Origin of the sequence: Lelliottia sp. 489 (assembly GCF_050435885.1) — a bacterium.
In the GTDB taxonomy this organism is placed as follows: Bacteria; Pseudomonadota; Gammaproteobacteria; order Enterobacterales; family Enterobacteriaceae; genus Enterobacter; species Enterobacter nimipressuralis.
The window spans coordinates 47,462-64,958 of the sequence record NZ_JBNDLC010000002.1 but is presented as its reverse complement, the minus strand read 5'-3'; the positions used below and the strand labels follow the sequence as shown (position 1 = coordinate 64,958).

Annotated in this window: 19 protein-coding genes; 11 read left to right on the top strand and 8 right to left on the bottom strand. The window is 56.2% G+C overall.

Translation table 11 applies throughout. The annotated features are described in order from the left end of the window. Positions 1-30 precede the first annotated feature (30 nt). From ABIE11_RS08360 to ABIE11_RS08320, 9 genes are all read left to right on the top strand, one after another. Positions 31-507, top strand: a complete 477-nt coding sequence (locus ABIE11_RS08360) for a YbjN domain-containing protein (protein ID WP_100777050.1) — start codon at positions 31-33, stop codon at positions 505-507. A 357-nt stretch (positions 508-864) separates the two neighbouring features. After that, positions 865-1,977: a spermidine/putrescine ABC transporter substrate-binding protein PotF gene (gene potF / locus ABIE11_RS08355; RefSeq protein ID WP_100777049.1), complete on the top strand. Its 1,113-nt coding sequence runs from the start codon at positions 865-867 to the stop codon at positions 1,975-1,977. Between the two features lie 97 nt (positions 1,978-2,074). After that, on the top strand, positions 2,075-3,208 hold the full coding sequence (potG, locus tag ABIE11_RS08350) for a putrescine ABC transporter ATP-binding subunit PotG (protein ID WP_100777048.1): 1,134 nt from the start codon (positions 2,075-2,077) through the stop codon (positions 3,206-3,208). A 9-nt stretch (positions 3,209-3,217) separates the two neighbouring features. Next, positions 3,218-4,171, top strand: coding sequence for a putrescine ABC transporter permease PotH (gene potH, locus ABIE11_RS08345; protein ID WP_194513546.1), 954 nt, complete (start codon positions 3,218-3,220; stop codon positions 4,169-4,171). After that, the gene (potI, locus tag ABIE11_RS08340; RefSeq protein ID WP_100777046.1) at positions 4,168-5,013 is read left to right on the top strand and encodes a putrescine ABC transporter permease PotI; all 846 of its coding nucleotides are present in this window, start codon (positions 4,168-4,170) and stop codon (positions 5,011-5,013) included. The genes potH and potI overlap by 4 nt, the downstream gene beginning before the upstream one ends. Before the next feature lie 42 nt (positions 5,014-5,055). Then, the gene (locus ABIE11_RS08335) at positions 5,056-5,553 is read left to right on the top strand and encodes a YbjO family protein (RefSeq protein WP_228483451.1); all 498 of its coding nucleotides are present in this window, start codon (positions 5,056-5,058) and stop codon (positions 5,551-5,553) included. A 40-nt stretch (positions 5,554-5,593) separates the two neighbouring features. Further along, the gene (gene rlmC, locus ABIE11_RS08330) at positions 5,594-6,721 is read left to right on the top strand and encodes a 23S rRNA (uracil(747)-C(5))-methyltransferase RlmC (protein ID WP_429184308.1); all 1,128 of its coding nucleotides are present in this window, start codon (positions 5,594-5,596) and stop codon (positions 6,719-6,721) included. Positions 6,722-6,850: 129 nt separating this feature from the next. Then, on the top strand, positions 6,851-7,558 hold the full coding sequence (locus ABIE11_RS08325; protein WP_100777043.1) for a response regulator transcription factor: 708 nt from the start codon (positions 6,851-6,853) through the stop codon (positions 7,556-7,558). Continuing rightward, on the top strand, positions 7,542-9,014 hold the full coding sequence (locus ABIE11_RS08320) for a sensor histidine kinase (RefSeq protein WP_429184307.1): 1,473 nt from the start codon (positions 7,542-7,544) through the stop codon (positions 9,012-9,014). The genes ABIE11_RS08325 and ABIE11_RS08320 overlap by 17 nt, the downstream gene beginning before the upstream one ends. A 46-nt stretch (positions 9,015-9,060) precedes the next feature. Here ABIE11_RS08320 and artJ read toward each other — a convergent pair whose 3' ends face one another. From artJ to ABIE11_RS08290, 6 genes are all read right to left on the bottom strand, one after another. Beyond that, positions 9,061-9,792, bottom strand: a complete 732-nt coding sequence (gene artJ, locus ABIE11_RS08315) for an arginine ABC transporter substrate-binding protein ArtJ (RefSeq protein WP_100777041.1) — start codon at positions 9,790-9,792, stop codon at positions 9,061-9,063. Positions 9,793-9,963: 171 nt separating this feature from the next. Beyond that, the gene (gene artM / locus ABIE11_RS08310) at positions 9,964-10,632 is read right to left on the bottom strand and encodes an arginine ABC transporter permease ArtM (protein WP_100777040.1); all 669 of its coding nucleotides are present in this window, start codon (positions 10,630-10,632) and stop codon (positions 9,964-9,966) included. Next, positions 10,632-11,348, bottom strand: a complete 717-nt coding sequence (gene artQ, locus ABIE11_RS08305; protein ID WP_100777039.1) for an arginine ABC transporter permease ArtQ — start codon at positions 11,346-11,348, stop codon at positions 10,632-10,634. Before artQ ends, artM begins: the two co-directional genes overlap by 1 nt. A gap of 6 nt (positions 11,349-11,354) precedes the next feature. Further along, complete coding sequence (gene artI / locus ABIE11_RS08300; protein WP_102105164.1) at positions 11,355-12,086, bottom strand: arginine ABC transporter substrate-binding protein ArtI; 732 nt, start codon at positions 12,084-12,086, stop codon at positions 11,355-11,357. A 19-nt stretch (positions 12,087-12,105) separates the two neighbouring features. Next, entirely contained in the window at positions 12,106-12,834 is a 729-nt protein-coding gene (gene artP, locus ABIE11_RS08295; protein WP_429184306.1) for an arginine ABC transporter ATP-binding protein ArtP, read from the bottom strand. Between the two features lie 217 nt (positions 12,835-13,051). After that, complete coding sequence (locus tag ABIE11_RS08290; protein ID WP_100777036.1) at positions 13,052-13,570, bottom strand: lipoprotein; 519 nt, start codon at positions 13,568-13,570, stop codon at positions 13,052-13,054. Between the two features lie 229 nt (positions 13,571-13,799). Here ABIE11_RS08290 and ABIE11_RS08285 point away from each other — a divergent pair, with 229 nt between their 5' ends. Then, entirely contained in the window at positions 13,800-14,123 is a 324-nt protein-coding gene (locus ABIE11_RS08285) for a heavy metal-binding domain-containing protein (RefSeq protein ID WP_100777035.1), read from the top strand. Beyond that, positions 14,120-14,947 carry an N-acetylmuramoyl-L-alanine amidase gene (locus tag ABIE11_RS08280; protein ID WP_429184305.1) on the top strand — a complete coding sequence of 276 codons (828 nt, stop codon included), beginning with the start codon at positions 14,120-14,122 and terminating at the stop codon, positions 14,945-14,947. The genes ABIE11_RS08285 and ABIE11_RS08280 overlap by 4 nt, the downstream gene beginning before the upstream one ends. On the opposite strand, the gene ABIE11_RS08275 is transcribed toward ABIE11_RS08280, so the two are convergent. Further along, positions 14,948-15,961 (bottom strand): NAD-dependent epimerase/dehydratase family protein, encoded by a 1,014-nt coding sequence (locus tag ABIE11_RS08275; protein ID WP_100777033.1) that lies wholly within the window; start codon positions 15,959-15,961, stop codon positions 14,948-14,950. It abuts the gene before it with no gap. A gap of 92 nt (positions 15,962-16,053) precedes the next feature. After that, positions 16,054-17,490, bottom strand: coding sequence for an SDR family oxidoreductase (locus ABIE11_RS08270; protein ID WP_312069651.1), 1,437 nt, complete (start codon positions 17,488-17,490; stop codon positions 16,054-16,056). Positions 17,491-17,497 lie beyond the last annotated feature (7 nt).

Here is a 17,497-nt window from a genome sequence, read left to right as displayed (position 1 = left end):
CGAAGTTTTTATCTAAGAGGCTGCACTGCTATGGATTTACAGGTCGTTCCAACACTGGATACGTTACGTCAATGGCTCGACGATGCAGGCATCACCTATTTTGAGTGTGATTCCTGTCAGGCGTTGCACCTGCCACATATGCAAAATTTCGACGGCGTGTTTGATGCCAAAATCGATCTGATTAACGACGTTGTGCTTTTCTCGGCGCTGGCGGAGGTCAAGCCCTCGGCATTACTGGCGTTGGCGTCTGATTTGTCGGCCATTAATGCCGGTTCTTTGACGGTGAAAGCATTTCTCGACATACAGGATGATAATCTGCCAAAGCTGGTGGTTTGCCAGTCTTTATTCGCCGGGGCAGGGGTGTCGTTTAAGCAGTTTGCCTGGTTTATGCGCCAGAGCGAAGAGCAGATTTCCATGGTCATGCTGGAAGCCAGCGCGCACCATTTACTCTTTACCACGGAAGAGGAAATGGAGAATAACGATTCACGCGAATCGTTCCTGCACTAAGCCTTTCTGACCTGAACGCAGTCGCTGCCATGGCGGCTGCACATCACAAAATTTTCCTCTGGCTGTAACCTTTCTTTAAAGAATTATTCACCTTATCGCAGGCCATTTCGGCTTATCACATAGACAGATCCTGCATAAAAAATTGATAAAAGGCGTTTTTTAATCTGGGCTATAGCCTGGGGCACGGGCTACAGTTATTCTTGCGGAGCTTAAAAAAGCGAGCAAAAACTGCCAAAAGATTTTTTCTTTTGCGTCAGGCAGAGCGACAAAGTATGCATGATTCTTGCATATCACCAATTGCATGGTTGTAGTTCGTTTGTTAACAACAGTTAACGAGCTTTCATAAGGAATAACGATATGATCGCCTTGAATAAAAAATGGTTATCGGGTCTGGTTGCGGGTGCTCTGATGGCTGTCTCTGCCGGCACGCTCGCTGCGGAACAAAAAACGCTGCATGTCTATAACTGGTCTGATTATATCGCGCCGGATACGGTTGCGAATTTCGAAAAAGAGACCGGGATTAAAGTGGTTTACGACGTCTTCGACTCTAACGAAGTGCTGGAAGGCAAACTGATGGCAGGCAGCACCGGTTTCGACCTGGTCGTGCCGTCAGCCAGCTTCCTTGAGCGTCAGCTCACCGCGGGCGTGTTCCAGCCGCTGGATAAAAGCAAACTGCCAAACTGGAAAAACCTCGATCCTGAGCTGCTCAAGCTTATCGCCAAACATGACCCGGAAAACAAATTCGCCATGCCGTACATGTGGGCGACCACCGGCATTGGCTATAACGTCGACAAAGTGAAAAAAGCGCTGGGTGCAGATGCGCCGGTGAACAGCTGGGATCTGGTGCTGAAACCAGAAAACCTCGAAAAACTGAAAAGCTGCGGCGTCTCCTTCCTTGATGCGCCTGAAGAGGTGTTCGCCACCGTGCTGAACTACCTCGGCAAAGATCCGAACAGCACCAAAGCCGATGACTACACCGGTCCGGCGACGGATCTGCTGCTGAAGCTGCGTCCAAACATTCGTTACTTCCACTCCTCCCAGTACATTAACGATCTCGCCAACGGTGACATCTGCGTGGCGATTGGCTGGGCGGGTGATGTCTGGCAGGCAGCGAATCGCGCGAAAGAAGCCAAAAACGGCGTGAACATCTCCTATTCGATTCCAAAAGAGGGGGCGATGGCCTTCTTCGACGTCTTCGCGATGCCTGCGGATGCGAAAAACAAAGACGAAGCCTATCAGTTCCTTAACTATCTGCTGCGTCCGGACGTGATTGCGCATATTTCTGACCACGTCTTCTACGCCAACGCCAACAAAGAAGCGACACCGCTGGTGAGCGCGGAAGTGCGTGATAATCCGGGGATTTACCCACCGGCTGACGTGCGCGCCAAAATGTTCACTCTTAAAGTGCAGGATCCGAAAATCGACCGCGTGCGTACCCGCGCGTGGACGAAGGTGAAAAGCGGTAAATAACAGCGGTTATGCAGGCCGGGCACGCGTTGCGCTGCCCGGCAAAACGCACCGTTCGGGTGCGTTTGCACTATTTTAGATTTCTGCCGGAGAGCACCCCGTGAATGAAACCATCCCCCGCCCGCAGGCGAAAACCCGTAAAGCGCTGACTCCGCTCCTCGAAGTCCGTAATCTGACCAAATCGTTCGACGGCCAGCACGCCGTGGACGACGTCAGTCTGACGATTTATAAAGGCGAAATTTTTGCGCTGCTTGGCGCATCAGGCTGCGGGAAATCCACGCTGCTGCGCATGCTGGCCGGATTTGAACAACCGACGTCCGGACAAATTATGCTGGATGGTGTCGATCTCTCCCGCGTTCCACCTTATGAACGCCCGATCAATATGATGTTCCAGTCCTACGCGCTGTTTCCCCACATGACGGTGGAGCAGAACATTGCTTTTGGCCTCAAGCAGGACAAGCTGCCGAAAGCGGAAATCGCCGCGCGCGTGGCGGAAATGCTGAGCCTGGTGCACATGCAGGAGTTTGCGAAACGTAAGCCGCATCAGCTTTCCGGCGGCCAGCGTCAGCGCGTGGCGCTGGCGAGAAGCCTGGCAAAACGCCCGAAACTGCTGCTCCTCGACGAACCGATGGGGGCGCTCGATAAAAAACTGCGCGACCGCATGCAGCTCGAAGTGGTGGATATCCTTGAGCGCGTCGGCGCGACCTGCGTGATGGTTACCCACGATCAGGAAGAGGCGATGACCATGGCCGGACGCATCGCGATCATGAATCGCGGCAAGTTCGTGCAAATCGGCGAGCCGGAAGAGATTTATGAGCATCCGACCACCCGCTACAGCGCCGAGTTTATTGGCTCGGTCAACGTCTTCGAAGGGCTGCTGAAGGATCGTCAGGAGGACGGCCTGGTGATTGACTCGCCGGGGCTGGTGCATCCGCTCAAAGTCGATCCGGACGCGTCGATTGTCGACAACGTCCCGGTCTACGTGGCCCTGCGCCCGGAAAAAATCATGCTCTGTGAAGAGCCGCCTGCGGATGGCTATAACTTTGCCGTCGGCGAAGTGGTCCATATTGCCTATCTGGGCGATCTCTCGATCTATCACGTGCGCCTCAAAAGCGGGCAGATGATCAGCGCCCAGTTGCAGAATGAACACCGCTACCGTAAGGGGCTGCCGACCTGGGGCGACGAAGTGCGCCTGTGCTGGGATGCGGACAGCTGCGTCGTGCTGACGGTATAAGGAGTGGCCATGAATACACTTGAACCACCGGCCCGCGTGCAAAAAACGGGCGGTTTCGCGCAGTGGCTGACGCGCATGCAGATGGCGCATGGCCGTAAGCTGGTCATTGCCATGCCGTACGTATGGCTGATTCTGCTGTTCCTGCTGCCGTTTTTGATCGTCTTTAAAATCAGCCTCGCGGAGATGGCGCGCGCGATCCCGCCGTACACCAATCTGATGGAGTGGGCCGACGGCCAGCTGTCGATCACCCTTAATCTCGGGAACTTTCTCCAGCTCACAGACGACCCGCTCTATTTTGAAGCTTATCTGCAGTCGCTGCAGGTGGCGGCGATCTCGACAATATGCTGTCTGGCGATGGGCTATCCGCTCGCCTGGGCGGTGGCGCACAGCAAACCCTCGACGCGGAACATTCTGCTGCTGCTGGTGATTTTGCCGTCGTGGACATCGTTCCTGATCCGCGTGTATGCCTGGATGGGCATTCTGAAAAACAACGGGGTGCTGAATAATGTCCTGATGTGGCTCGGCGTTATCGATCAGCCGCTGACGATTTTGCACACCAATCTGGCGGTCTATATCGGGATTGTGTACGCCTATCTGCCGTTTATGGTGCTGCCGATTTACACGGCGCTGACGCGGATTGACTACTCGCTGGTGGAAGCTTCGCTGGATCTCGGCGCGCGTCCGCTGAAAACCTTCTTCCAGGTGATTGTGCCGCTGACCAAAGGCGGGATTATTGCGGGGTCTATGCTGGTCTTTATTCCGGCGGTGGGCGAGTTCGTGATCCCGGAACTGCTCGGCGGCCCGGACAGCATCATGATTGGCCGCGTGCTGTGGCAGGAGTTCTTCAATAACCGCGACTGGCCGGTGGCGTCGGCGGTGGCGATTGTGATGTTGCTTCTGCTGATCGTGCCAATCATGTGGTTCCACAAACATCAGCAAAAACAGATGGGAGATCACGGATGAACAACTTACCGGTGGTGCGCTCCCCGTGGCGAATTGTGATTCTGGTGCTCGGCTTTACCTTCCTCTATGCGCCGATGCTGATGCTGGTCATCTACTCATTTAACAGCTCCAAACTGGTGACGGTCTGGGCGGGCTGGTCGACGCGCTGGTACGGCGAACTGTTCCGCGATGACGCGATGATGAGCGCGGTGGGTCTGAGTCTGACTATCGCCGCCTGTGCGGCGACCATGGCGTCGATTCTCGGCACGATTGCAGCGATGGTGATGGTGCGTTTTGGTCGCTTCCGCGGCTCGAACGGCTTTGCCTTTATGATCACCGCGCCGCTGGTCATGCCTGATGTGATTACCGGTCTGTCGCTGCTGCTGCTGTTTGTCGCGCTGGCGCACGCCATCGGCTGGCCGGCAGATCGCGGCATGCTGACGATCTGGCTGGCGCATGTGACTTTCTGTACCGCCTATGTGGCTGTGGTGATTTCGTCGCGCCTGCGCGAACTGGATCACTCCATCGAAGAGGCGGCGATGGATCTCGGTGCAACGCCGCTGAAGGTCTTCTTCATCATTACGCTTCCGATGATCATGCCTGCGGTGATTTCCGGCTGGCTGCTGGCGTTTACTCTGTCTCTGGACGATCTGGTGATCGCCAGCTTCGTCTCCGGGCCTGGGGCGACCACGCTGCCGATGCTGGTCTTCTCCAGCGTGCGGATGGGCGTTAACCCGGAGATCAACGCTCTGGCGTCGATCATCCTCGGTGTGGTGGGTATTGTCGGTTTTATCGCCTGGTATCTGATGGCGCGGGCGGAAAAACAGCGTGTGCGTGATATCCAGCGTGCAAGACGCGGCTGAAGCATTTAAAATTCTCAATGAAGTGCCGCGCCTGTCGCGGCACTGTTTTTCAGGGAAGTAAAAACATTGGGACTGTTTACCAAATCACGACATTCGCATGCGCGCCTTAATGTACCTGCACTGGTGCAGGTAGCTGCGCTCGCCATTATTCTGATTCGCTGCCTGGATTTGCTGATGGTGTTTAACATGCTCGGCGTGCGGGGCGTGGTCGAGTTTATCCATCGCAGCGTGCAGACATGGAATCTGACGCTGGTCTTTTTCGCAAGCCTGGTGCTGGTGTTCGTCGAGATTTACTGCGCCTTTTCCCTGGCGAAAGGGCGTAACTGGGCGCGCTGGGTCTACCTGCTGACTCAGGTGATCGCCACGGGGTATCTGTGGGCCGCCTCGATTGGATACGGCTACCCTGAGCTGTTCAGTATTGCCGGGGAGTCGAAGCGGGAAATTTTCCGTTCATTGGTGATGCAGAAATTGCCTGATCTGTTGGTACTGTTCCTGCTGTTTGTCCCGGCATCCAGCCGACGGTTCTTCCGCCTGCAATAATGTGTATAATCGCTGCCCTCGCGAACAATGAGGTTTTCCTATGCAGTGCGCACTTTATGACGCCGGTCGCTGCCGCTCCTGTCAGTGGATAGAACAGCCGGTTTCCCAGCAACTTACCGCCAAAATGGCCGATCTCCAGCAGCTGCTTGCTGAACATCCGGTCGCGGAGTGGTGCGCGCCCGTTAGTGGACCGGAGCAGGGCTTTCGCAATAAAGCCAAAATGGTGGTCAGTGGTAGCGTCGAAAGGCCGCTGCTCGGCATGCTGCATCGCGACGGCACGCCGGAAGATCTCACGGATTGTCCACTCTATCCCGCCTCCTTTGAGCCGGTGTTTGCCGCGCTGAAACCCTTTATCGCTCGCGCCGGTCTGACGCCTTACAACGTTGCCCGTCAGCGCGGTGAGCTGAAATATCTCCTGCTGACGGAAAGCCAGCTCGACGGCGGGATGATGCTGCGCTTTGTGCTGCGCTCTGAAACCAAGCTTGAACAACTGCGCGCGGCGCTCCCCTGGCTGCAACAGCAGTTGCCGCAGCTGAAGCTGATTACCGCGAACATTCAGCCGGTGCATATGGCGATCATGGAAGGGGAGAAAGAGATCTTCTTCACTGAACAGCAGGCGCTGGCCGAGAATTTCAACGGCGTGCCGTTGTGGATACGTCCGCACAGTTTCTTCCAGACCAACCCGGTGGTTGCCAGCCGACTTTACGCCACGGCGCGTGACTGGGTGCGGGCGTTAAACATCGATCATATGTGGGATCTCTTCTGCGGGGTCGGCGGGTTTGGCCTGCACTGCGCGACGCCGAACATGAAATTGACCGGGATCGAGATCTCCGTCGAGGCGATTGCCTGCGCGAAACAGTCTGCCGCCGAACTGGGCTTAACGGATCTCCATTTCCAGGCGCTGGACTCCACGCAGTTCGCCACGGGGCAGGGCAGCGTCCCGGACCTGGTGCTGGTGAACCCTCCGCGTCGCGGTATCGGTAAAGCTCTCTGCGAATACCTGAGCCAGATGGCGCCAGAAACCCTTATCTACTCCAGCTGCAATGCGCAGACCATGGCCAAAGATATCGCGATGCTGTCGGGCTATCGCGTCGAGCGGGTACAGCTTTTCGATATGTTCCCGCATACGGCGCACTATGAAGTGTTGACGCTGCTGACTCGCAGATAAAAAAGATAAGTCGGGTCAGCACAGCGCTGCCCGACACACCCTCCCGCACAAACTTCAACAAAATGTGAACTCTTCGATGCCCTAAAATCAGGTAAGCTTGAACTATTCACGATGAAGTAAGGCTTACCGATGAAGCACATCCTGCTGGTGGAAGACGACAGCGATATTGCGTCACTGCTGCGATTAAACCTCGAAGACGAAGGCTATGCGATCACGCACGAAGCGGACGGCGCGCGGGCATTGCAATTGCTCGACCGCACCCACTGGGACGCGGTGATCCTCGATCTGATGCTCCCAAACGTGGACGGCCTGGAGATCTGCCGCCGCATCCGTCAGCTTACCCGCTATCTGCCGATTATCATCATCAGCGCCCGCAGCAGTGAAACCGACCGCATCACCGGGCTTGAAACCGGCGCCGACGATTACCTGGCCAAACCCTTCTCCGTCCAGGAGCTGATTGCCCGTATCAAAGCCCTGTTTCGCCGTCAGCAGGCGATGGGGCAGGCGCAGACCAGTGGCACAATTGTCGCGCACGGGCTGACGCTTGATCCGCTCGCCCGCAGCGTGCGTCTGCACGGCAAAGAGGTGGATCTCACGCCGCGCGAATTCGAGTTGCTCTGGTTTTTTGCCCGTCACCCCGGCGAGGTCTTTTCGCGGCTGGCGCTGCTGGAACAGGTCTGGGGGTATCAGCACGAAGGCTACGAGCACACCGTTAACACCCACATTAACCGCCTGCGGATCAAAATCGAAAAAGATGCCGCCGAGCCGGAAATTATTCGCACCGTCTGGGGCAAAGGCTACAAATTTGCGGAACTGAACCATGATGCGACGTCTTAGCCTCAGTCAGCGGCTGACGCTGCTGTTTATCCTGCTGCTGATCCTCTGTGCCACCGTGGCCTGTGTGGTGCAGCTCTACGCCAGCAAACAGTACGGTAACGCCATGGTGCAGCGTCTTTCCAGCAGTCTGGCGCAGCAGATCCTTCAGCGCGAGCCGGTGCTGGACGCCGAAGGGGGCGTTGACCGCAGCCGCCTGAAACCGCTGTTTGATCGGCTGATGACCTTTAATCCCAGCGTTGAACTGTACGTGATCTCACCCGATGGCGATCTGCTGGCCGACGCCGCACCGCCGGGGCATATTAAGCGGCAAAAAATCGCCATCGCGCCGCTGCAAACTTTTCTCAGTGGCACCAGCTGGCCGGTGTACGGTGACGATCCGCGCAGCCTGGATAAACAGAAAGTGTTTAGCGTAACGCCGCTGCGCCAGGACGGGGAGCTGCGCGGCTATCTGTATATTATCCTGCAGGGCGAGGAGTTTAACGCTCTGGCGGATATGGCGTGGCACAAGACGCTCTGGAGCACGGTAATGTGGTCTCTGCTGCTGGTAGCGGGCTTTGCCCTGCTGGCGGGAGGACTGGTCTGGTACTGGGTCACGCGGCCGGTAAAAAGGCTGACGGCGGAAGTGTCCGGGCTGGAGCAGGACAGTATCAGCGCCATTAAACAGCTGGCAGCGCAAACGCCGGTGCCGGGCTCAGCGGATGAAGTGACGCAGCTGCGTAATACGTTTATCGAGCTGGCGCGCCAGATCACCGCGCAGTGGGACCGGCTGGCCGACAGCGACCGGCAGCGCCGGGAATTTATCGCCAATATCTCTCATGATTTACGCACGCCGCTGACGTCGTTGCTGGGCTATCTGGAAACCCTGTCTCTGAAATCCGCCACCCTGAGCGCCGCGCAGCATCAGCAGTATCTGGCGACGGCCCTCAGACAGGGGCAAAAAGTGCGTCATCTCTCGCAGCAGCTGTTTGAGCTGGCCCGGCTGGAGCACGGCGGCATCAAGCCGCAGCGCGAGCGTTTTGCGATGGCGGAACTGATCTCTGACGTGGCACAAAAATTTGAACTGACCGCCCAGACGCGCCAGCTTCGGCTGCATATCGACGTGCCGGGGCCGCTGCCGCTGGTGTTTGCCGATGTGTCGATGATCGAGCGGGTAGTGACGAATCTGCTGGATAACGCCGTGCGTCATACGCCGTCGGGCGGCGATATCCGGCTTTCCGTGTGGCAGGATAACGAACAGCTGCAGGTAGAAGTGACCGACAGCGGGCCGGGCATTGAGGCGTCGTTGCGCGAAGAATTGTTCCAGCGTCCCTCGGCATTGAGCCAGCAGGCGTCGCGGGAGAATCGCGGTGGGTTAGGGCTGTTAATCGTGAAAAAGATGCTGGAGCTACATGGGGGCGGGATCAGTCTGCTGGATTCTGAACCGGGGGCGACATTCCGCTTTTTTGTGCCGCTTTAAGAAAAACCGGGCGGCGTAACCGCCACCCGGCAATATCATTTTAAAATTACTGCGGGAACCACTGGTCGCTAATTTTCTGGTAAGTTCCGTCAGTTTTAATCGCTTTCAGCGCGCCGTTCAGTTTTTCCAGCAGGGCTTTGTTATCCGGGCGTACAGCGATACCCAGACCGGTGCCGAAATACTGCGGATCGGTCACTTTCTCGGTCGCGGTACCCAGCTGTGGATTGGTTTTCAGCCACTCGTTCACCACCGCCGTATCGCCAAAGACCCCGTCAATACGGCCATTTTTCAGGTCGATGATCGCGTTCTGGTAGCTGTCATAGGCCACGGTTTTCACTTCCGGATGCTTATCCTGCAGGTATTTCTGGTGCGTGGTGCCGTTTTCCATCCCGATGCGTTTGCCTTTCAGCTGATCAAAAGAGGTGTAAGCCCCTTTCTTCGCAATCACCACCGCGGAGTTGGCGTAGTACGGGTCGGTAAAGGAGACCTGCTTGCTACGCTCTGGCGTGATGTCCATACCGGAAATCACCGCGTCATATTTTTTGAATTTCAGCGACGGGATCAGGCTGTCGAACGCGTGGTTAGTGAATGTGCAGTCGGCCTGCATCTGTTTGCACAGCGCTTTGGCGAGGTCGATATCAAAACCCACGATCTGGTTGCTGGCATCCAGCGATTCGAACGGCGGATAGGTCGCTGAAACGCCGAAATTGATTTTATCTGCAGCTGATGCGCCTGCGGCGAATGTTGCCAGTAATGCAGCCAGAACTAACTTTTTCATTTTAATGCTCCCGTCTGTCAATCTTGTCATTATGCGCCGTGTCTGCGGCATGGAGGTACAATGCCAGTTAATGAATTTGTATGCAATAATTATGATTAAGTATTTTTATTGAAATAAAAAAAACGGGCAGTCGTTAGACTTACCCGTTTTCGTGATGCAGTGATTATGCAGTTAGTTTCGACGCTCAAAGGCCAGCGCTTTGTTCTCGATAAGACGCATCAGCAGGGTCAGCAGGCCGTTCACCACCAGGTAAACCAGACCGGCTGCGCCAAAGACCATCACATCATAGGTGCGTCCGTACAACAGCTGGCCGTGGCCCATCACTTCCATCAGCGTAATGGTGTAAGCCAGAGAGGTACTTTTAAACACCAGCACCACTTCGTTGGAGTAGGAAGAGAGCGCGCGTTTGAACGCATACGGCAGCAGGATCGCCAGCGTGTCTTTCTTGCTCATGCCCAGCGCCCCGCAGGACTGCCACTGGCCTTCCGGAATGGCGCGAATCGCACCATAAAACAGTTGCGTGGTATAGGCCGCACTGTTCAGGGAGAGCGCAATCAGCGCGCACAGCCAGGGTTCAGACAGCAGATGCCAGATAACCGGATAGTTCTGCAGCGACGGGAACTGGCCCGGTCCGTAGTAAATCAGGAAGATCTGTACCAGCAGCGGCGTACCGGTAAAGAGTGTGATATAGGCGCGAACCACCCACACCAGCACCGGCGTTTTCAGCGTCAGCACGATGGTGAAAAAGAGGGCCAGAATCAGAGCCACCACGATAGACGCCACGGTCAGCGTCAGGCTGGTGTGCAGCCCTTTCATCAGCTCCGGTAAATACTCAAGCATCAGCCTGGTCTCCGTTCAAAACGCGTTGCGCGCAGATCAATACGTTTAAGAACGTATTGGCTCAGCAACGTGATCACCAGGTAGATAGCCGCCGCAACGATATACCAGGTGAAAGGCTCCTGGGTGCGGGTGGCGATGCTTTTAGTTTGCAGCATTAAATCGTTCACACTAATCAGGCTCACCAGCGCGGTGTCTTTCAACAGCACCAGCCACTGGTTGCCTAAACCCGGCAGGGCATGACGCCACATTTGCGGCATCACCAGGCGGAAGAAAATGGCGGCTTTCGATAAGCCCAGCGCCTGGCCGGATTCCCACTGACCCACGGGCACCGCTTTCAGCGCGCCGCGCAGCGTCTGAGACGCATAGGCGGAGTAGAGCAGAGAAAGGGCAATCACGCCGCACAGGAACGGGCTGACGTCAAAGTTTTCAATCTGCATCTGCACCGGGATCTGCGCAAAGCCGAGGTTAAGGGTAAAGCCGTCCGACAGCGTTAGCAGCAGCTGTGAGGAGCCGAAATAGATAAACAGAACCACCAGGATTTCCGGCAGCCCGCGCAGAACCGTCACCAGCGCTGAGCCCGCCCATGCGACCGGGCGCCATTTGGCTGACTCCCACACCGCAAAGAACATCGCCAGCACAAGGCCGATAATGAGTGCGCAAACGGCAAGGCCGACGGTCATCCCGGCGGCACTTGCTAAAGGAAAAATTTCGTTCATCAGATCTTACTTCTGGAACCATTTGGAATAGATGGTTTCGTACGTGCCGTCTTTTTTCACTTTATCCAGCGCAGTATTGAGCTTCTGCTGCAGGTCAGTGTTGCCCTGACGAACAGCGATACCCAGACCGGTACCGAAGTAATCTTTGTCCGTCACTTTGTCACCGATAGCGGCCAGTTTCGGATCGGCTTTCAGCCACTCGGTGACTACGGCGGTGTCACCGAATACGGCATCAATACGACCATTCTGCATATCCAGCTTGGCGTTCATGTAGCTGTCGTAAGGCACAACGGTGATTTCCGGGTGCTTATCGGTGATGAATTTCTGGTGCGTGGAGCCGTTCTGCATACCGACTTTTTTGCCTTTCAGCGCGGCGATATCAGCAATTTTGCCTTTCTGACCGACGAACAGGGCTGAGTTTTCATAGTACGGCTGAGTGAACAGCACTTGTTTTTCACGTTCTGGCGTGATGTCCATTCCGGAAATCACCGCGTCGAAACGACGGAACTTCAGGCTTGGGATCAGGCTGTCGAACGCCTGGTTGGTAAAGGTGCAGGTGGCGTCGATCTCTTTACACAGCGCGTTCGCCAGATCCACATCGAAGCCTACGATCTTATTGCTTGCATCCATGGATTCAAACGGAGGGTAAGACGCTTCCATGGCAAAACGAATCGTCTGTGCTGCGGTAGCGGAAAGGCTGACGCTGGCAAGCAGCGCGGCTATCAGTACTTTTTTCATTGTCATTTTCCCTAACACATCAGTGAGATAAATAGTTTTTAAAGGCGTCGGTTTGCGGGGCGGTAAAGCAGCTCGCATCACCTTGTTCAACAATATGACCGTTTTCCATGTACACCACGCGGCTGGCGGTTTTGCGCGCCACTTCCACTTCATGGGTCACGATCACCTGTGTGATATTGGTTTCGGCCAGCTCGCGGATGATGCTGACGATCTGGGCGGTAATTTCCGGGTCCAGCGCGGCGGTAGGCTCATCGAACAGCAGTACCTGCGGCTCCATCATCAGCGCACGGGCAATGGCGACACGCTGCTGCTGTCCACCGGACAGGTGCAGCGGATAGCGATCGCTGTAAGGTTTTAAGCGCAGACGTTCGAGCAGCTTTTCAGCGCGGGAGAGGGCCTGATCTTTGCTTAAACCCAGCACGCGGCAGGGCGCTTCAATCAGGTTTTGCTGCACGGTGAGGTGCGGCCAGAGATTGTATTGCTGAAACACCATGCCGACGTTCTGACGCAGATCGCGGATCGCTTTATCAGAAGGGGCTTTGGCGAAATCGAAATGATTTCCGGCAATCGCGAGCGTGCCGGAACGTGGCATTTCAAGCAGATTGAGGACGCGCAGCAGTGAGCTTTTGCCTGCACCGCTTGGGCCGAGCAAAACCAGCGTTTCGCCCTCTGGGCAGTTCAGCGTGATGTCGAACAGCGCCTGGTGTGCGCCGTAGAAGCAGTTAATGCCGTTTAGTTGAATACTCATCGGGGCAGTCTTTACTCATCCAGGCAATCTATAGCAATTGAGGCCGCAGATAGTACCGTTGACAGAATAGTTATGCAATATTTATGCGTTAAAAGTTAAATATAAACCGTATTCACGTTTAAACATAGCACAAAATAGCGAAGGGCATAGGGGGCGAGAATAAATGTCGGCATTCCTCTCGAAATGCCGCACATTTTACGGGGGAAACTTTTTTGGACTAACGGTTTTCTATCGACTGGCGAAGCGTACCGGCTGGGGCGTGGACGCTGCCGCCGATGTAGCGCACGTCGTCGATGGCCCAGCACTGGCCCTCACGGATCATCAGCACTTCATCCTGCCAGGTCTGGCTGCCTTGCGTCAGTTTGACTCGCAGCGGGATGTTGCGCGCATCGGTGTTCGGGATGGTAGAGGCGCTGGAGACGTCTGCGCGGTCAGGCAGCGTGGTGCGGCTGGAGAACGGATCGGATTTCAGCAGCGCGTTATGCTGTGGATCGCGCGAGGCATCGTTAAGCAGTTTCGCCAGGTTGTCACTCAGGTACGGGCGCAGAGCGGTGAGATCGCTGCTGCGATGCGAAATGCGGTAATCATAGAACTGTTGAGCCACGGCATCCGGGCCGCCGTCAATGCACGGACCGCTGCGTGTCCCGATATCCTTAAAAGCCGGTGTCACCGTTGTGGTGCAGGCGCTGAGCAGCAGCGCGCACGGCACTAAAAGCGTCAAAGCAGAATAGCGCATGTTGATTTCCTTAATGATTAACTATCCTTTCAATAATAGCGTAACGAACCGATAATGCGGCTGAGTTAATCCGCTAACGCATTGAACGTTAAATAATCGTCATACTTCCGCATGCCGATGCATTTAACGCGTTCGTTCACCCGTTCACTGACTCACGTCAGCTACGGGGGATTCTCTCACGTGCCGCCTTGTGACTACGTGACTATTTTGAGTATTGAAGGAGATAAACATGCAATTTTCCACCACCCCGACTCTGGAAGGACAGCCGATTGTCGAGTATTGCGGCGTTGTCACCGGTGAAGCCATCCTTGGCGCGAACATCTTCCGCGACTTTTTTGCCGGGATCCGCGATATCGTCGGCGGGCGTTCGGGTGCCTATGAGAAAGAGCTGCGCAAAGCACGGGAAATCGCGTTTAAAGAGCTGGGCGAGCAGGCCAAATCCCTGGGCGCGGATGCCGTTGTGGGCATTGATATCGACTACGAAACCGTCGGCAAAGACGCCAGCATGCTGATGGTGAGCGTCAGCGGTACGGCGGTGAAAACGCGCCGATGAAACGTTTGTGGTCCACGCTCCTGCTGGCGGTGTTGCTGGCAGGCTGCGCAGAGACAGGGATTATCGATAAAGGGGCCTACGAGCTGGACACGCGGCATCAGGCGCAGGCGGCGTATCCGCGGATCAAAGTGCTGGTCATTCACTATACCGCCGATGATTTTGACAGCTCACTTGCGACGCTCACGGACAAAAACGTCAGCTCCCACTACCTGATTCCGGCCAGACCGCCTGAGCCGTCCGGCAAACCGCGTATCTGGCAGCTGGTGCCGGAGAAAGATTTAGCCTGGCACGCAGGGATCAGTTTCTGGCGCGGAACGAACCGCATCAACGATACCTCGATTGGTATTGAGCTGGAAAACCGTGGCTGGCAAAAGTCGAACGGCGAGAAAATCTTCACCCCGTTTGAACCGGCGCAAATCGCGGCGCTTATACCTCTCGCCAAAGACATTATTGCCCGCTATGACATCAAACCGGAAAACGTGGTGGCCCATTCGGATATTGCCCCGCAGCGTAAAGACGATCCAGGCCCGCTGTTTCCCTGGCAGCAGCTGGCACAGCAGGGCATCGGTGCCTGGCCCGATCCCGCCCGCGTGACGTTTTATCTCAACGGAAAGTCGAAGTATGAGCGCGTAGAGACGGCAGCGTTGCTCGATCTGCTGGCGCGCTACGGCTATGACGTGCCGGAGAACAGCACCGAGGCGCAGCAAAAACGGGTGATTATGGTCTTCCAGATGCACTACCGTCCCCAGCTGTGGAACGGTATTGCCGATGCAGAAACGCTGGCGATTGCCAGCGCGTTGTTAGAGAAATACGGCCAGGGATAATTACCGGTGCAGTTTGCCGTGGTCGCGCAGCCAGGCTGCTGTGCGCACGATCCCTTCATCCAGCGTGACGATGGGCTGATAACCCAGCTCGGTTTCGGCGCGCGTGGTATCCAGCGTAAAATCGAAGTTCAGCTTTGACACGCCGTAGTGGGTCAGCGCCGGCTCTTTCGCCGATTTATTGCCAAAGCGCTCCATGCTGCGGGCGATCATGTCCAGCATCGGGTAGGGCACAGAACGAATGCGGCAGTGAATGTTAAGCTCATCGATCAGGCGCTGGACGATGCTGCGCAGCGTCTGCGGCTCGCCGTTGGTGATGTTGTAGGCGCGGCCGGACACCAGATGATCGCACTCGGACTGACTGGCCAGCCACATGGCGTGGATCGCGTTCTCGTAGTAGGTCATATCCACCAGCGCATCGCCGCCGCGCGGCAGCAGCACGCTGCCGTAGTGGTGCATCATCTGCGCCAGACGCGGGATAAATACTTTGTCATGCGGCCCAAACAGGCTCTGTGGACGCAGAACGGTGAAACGGGTGTGGGGGTTTGACTGCGCCAGCAGATCGATCACCTCTTCGCTGGCCGCTTTGCTGCGCGCGAACTCACAGGCGAAACGCGCCGGGCGGAAATCTTCCTGAATATCGCGATGGTGGTGATAATCAAAATAGAGCGACGGGGAGGAGATATGCACAAAGTTGCGTACGCCCCAGGCGACGGCCCATTCACCGAGTCGGCGAGTGGCGCGAACGTTGGCCAGGTCGAACGCCTGCTGCGTTCCCCAGGGAGAGGTAAAGCTGGAGCAGTGCCACAGTGTATCGATTCCGGCGAGCATGACTTTGGCCTGCGAAGACACCAGCTCTGTCAGATCGGCGTGGATGAATTCCGCGCCCATTTTTTGCAGGAGTTTACCCATCGCTTCGTTGCGACCGGTGGCTCTGACGCTGATGCCTTTCTGACGCAAAAACTCGACCGCATTTCGGCCTAAGCCGCTGGTGGCGCCGGTAACCAGTACCTTCATATCTATCCACTGTGTTGAAAAGAATTTCGTGCGCATTCTTCCGTGAATTACGTCACGATGCAATGGGAAAGGTGAAAGAATCAGAGTTTAAATCAGACTTTTTCCGTGATTCCTTCTGCAAGATGCGCAATACGCTTTGCCATCCCCCGGAAGATAAACAGGTGCGCTGGGATCATGAACAGCCAGTAGAACAGCCCTGGCATTCCGTGCGGATGCCACCAGGCGCGAACGTCCAGCTCCCGGTGATCGCCTTTGTCTTTTAGGGTAAAGCAGAGGCGGCCCAGACCCGGCGCTTTCATACCAAACAATAGCGCCAGCTGTTTTTCCGGCTCAACGATGATCACCTTCCAGCTGTCCACGCTATCGCCCGTCTGTAAGTATGGGTGCGCAGGGCGGCCTTTTGCCAGTTTATGCCCGACCAGCAGATCCATCATCCCGCGCGTTTCCCAGAGAATATTGCCAAAGAAATAGCGCTCTTTGCCGCCGATTTGATTGATTACCTCCCAAAGCGCCGCCAGGCTGGCGGTTGTTTTCACCGTGCAACCGGCCTGTTTCGGGTAATAGCCGTATTCTGGCCGCCAGCGGGCAAAGGCCTGAGCGTCATAACCCCAGTCGCTGGAGTTCATCAGCTCCTCTTCCTCTTTGAGGGTGTTGCGTACCGCATCGTCAAAGCGGATCAGATTTTGTGGAATCAGCGCCCGCAGCTCGCGGTCGTCGGCCAGCAGATCGTGCTTCAGCCCCTGAATCAGCGCTTTGGCAGTCGTAGGTGGAACGGAGGTGATGACATTCAAAAACCACACCGAGATCCAGCGGGTCGGGAAGGGGACGGGCACCAGCCAGCGACGACGGCCGCTGACGGTCATAAAGTGTTCGAACTGCTCCTGATAGCTCAGCACCTCCGGCCCGGCGGCTTCCAGCACGCGATGACTTTCCGTCGGATGATTCAGCAGTTCGACCAGATAGTGCAACAGGTTTTCCAGCGCAATCGGCGTGGTGCGTGAGCGCACCCAGCGCGGCGGCGTGAGCACCGGCAGGTTATAGACCATATCGCGCATCACTTCGAAGGCCGCAGAACCCGCCCCGACGATAATGCCCGCCCGCAGTTCCGTCAGCGGGATCCCCGCACTACGGAGCATTTCCCCCGTTAGCTGACGGGCGCGCAGGTGGTCCGATTGCTCGTGTACAGGAGCCTGTAAGGAACTGAGAAAAATAATCTGCTTTACCGGCGTTTGCAGCAGCGCGTCACGTACGTTCAGCGCCACCTGACGCTCATGGGCGATAAAGTCACCGCCTTCGCCCATGCTGTGTACCAGATAATAGAGCGTATCGACGCCTTCCAGCAGCGTCGGTAGCTCTTTTGGCCAGTTAAGATCCACCGTGTGACAGGTGACGTTGGGCAGCGCGAGTTTTTGCAGCCGTTCCACATTACGTGCCGCCGCCAGCACCTGATGTCCGTGCTGGCTGAGCGCCGTCGTCAGATGCTGACCGATATAACCGCTGGCACCGAGCACCAGAATACGTTGCGGCACGTTGTGC

Excerpts from the sequence above, each read along its gene's own strand:
- ABIE11_RS08360 (WP_100777050.1), top strand. The coding sequence starts at position 31 with ATGGATTTACAGGTCGTTCCAACACTGGATACGTTACGTCAATGGCTC.
- potF (WP_100777049.1), top strand. The coding sequence starts at position 865 with ATGATCGCCTTGAATAAAAAATGGTTATCGGGTCTGGTTGCGGGTGCT.
- potH (WP_194513546.1), top strand. The coding sequence starts at position 3,218 with ATGAATACACTTGAACCACCGGCCCGCGTGCAAAAAACGGGCGGTTTC.
- potI (WP_100777046.1), top strand. The coding sequence starts at position 4,168 with ATGAACAACTTACCGGTGGTGCGCTCCCCGTGGCGAATTGTGATTCTG.
- rlmC (WP_429184308.1), top strand. The coding sequence starts at position 5,594 with ATGCAGTGCGCACTTTATGACGCCGGTCGCTGCCGCTCCTGTCAGTGG.
- ABIE11_RS08325 (WP_100777043.1), top strand. The coding sequence starts at position 6,851 with ATGAAGCACATCCTGCTGGTGGAAGACGACAGCGATATTGCGTCACTG.
- ABIE11_RS08320 (WP_429184307.1), top strand. The coding sequence starts at position 7,542 with ATGATGCGACGTCTTAGCCTCAGTCAGCGGCTGACGCTGCTGTTTATC.
- artJ (WP_100777041.1), bottom strand. The coding sequence starts at position 9,792 with ATGAAAAAGTTAGTTCTGGCTGCATTACTGGCAACATTCGCCGCAGGC.
- artM (WP_100777040.1), bottom strand. The coding sequence starts at position 10,632 with ATGCTTGAGTATTTACCGGAGCTGATGAAAGGGCTGCACACCAGCCTG.
- artQ (WP_100777039.1), bottom strand. The coding sequence starts at position 11,348 with ATGAACGAAATTTTTCCTTTAGCAAGTGCCGCCGGGATGACCGTCGGC.
- artI (WP_102105164.1), bottom strand. The coding sequence starts at position 12,086 with ATGAAAAAAGTACTGATAGCCGCGCTGCTTGCCAGCGTCAGCCTTTCC.
- artP (WP_429184306.1), bottom strand. The coding sequence starts at position 12,834 with ATGAGTATTCAACTAAACGGCATTAACTGCTTCTACGGCGCACACCAG.
- ABIE11_RS08290 (WP_100777036.1), bottom strand. The coding sequence starts at position 13,570 with ATGCGCTATTCTGCTTTGACGCTTTTAGTGCCGTGCGCGCTGCTGCTC.
- ABIE11_RS08285 (WP_100777035.1), top strand. The coding sequence starts at position 13,800 with ATGCAATTTTCCACCACCCCGACTCTGGAAGGACAGCCGATTGTCGAG.
- ABIE11_RS08280 (WP_429184305.1), top strand. The coding sequence starts at position 14,120 with ATGAAACGTTTGTGGTCCACGCTCCTGCTGGCGGTGTTGCTGGCAGGC.
- ABIE11_RS08275 (WP_100777033.1), bottom strand. The coding sequence starts at position 15,961 with ATGAAGGTACTGGTTACCGGCGCCACCAGCGGCTTAGGCCGAAATGCG.